We start from the raw sequence: 717 nt of genomic DNA on the forward strand, positions 1-717 counted from the left end.
GGTCGTGACGGCCTTTGGTTGATACTTCAATCTGATTGCCTGCTGTATCGATACTTTTACCCGGCAAATGAATGCTTGAGGTCGGCTTCAAAGCCATATGCGCAACAATATCCTGCCCTGTTGAAATACCGCCTAAGACACCGCCCGCGTGATTCGAAAGAAACCCTTCCGGCGTCATCTCGTCTCTATGCTCTGTGCCCTTTTGCTCAATACAATCAAAACCTGCACCAATTTCCACACCTTTTACGGCATTGATACTCATAAAGGCATGCGCCAGCTCGGCATCTAGCCGGTCAAAGATTGGCTCACCCAAACCAGGTGGTACATTGCGTGCAACAACAGAAATTTTCGCGCCAATAGAGTTACCCTCTTTATTCAGCGCTTTCATATAATCTTCCATCTCACCGACTTTACCGGCATCAGGGCAGAAAAATGGATTGTCATTGACGATAGACATATCCACTTTTTCAACTTTAATTGGACCCAGCTGAGACAGGTAACCGTTGATTTCAATACCAAACGATTGCTTCAAGTATTTCTTGGCGATAGCACCCGCTGCAACACGCATTGCTGTTTCTCGAGCAGAAGAACGACCGCCCCCGCGGTAATCCCTGAAGCCATATTTCTGGTTGTAAGCATAATCAGCATGCGCTGGTCTAAAGGTCGTTGCGATATTCGAGTAATCTTTTGAGCGCTGATCCGTATTCTTAATCAACA

1 protein-coding gene is annotated in these 717 nt (G+C 46.6%); it reads right to left on the bottom strand.

All coding sequences use genetic code 11. From position 1 onward, the window contains the following. A partial coding sequence (gene aroC / locus A3729_RS08320; RefSeq protein ID WP_068633628.1) for a chorismate synthase occupies nt 1-717 on the bottom strand: 717 nt, incomplete at both ends.

This window comes from Oleiphilus sp. HI0043 (assembly GCF_001634935.1).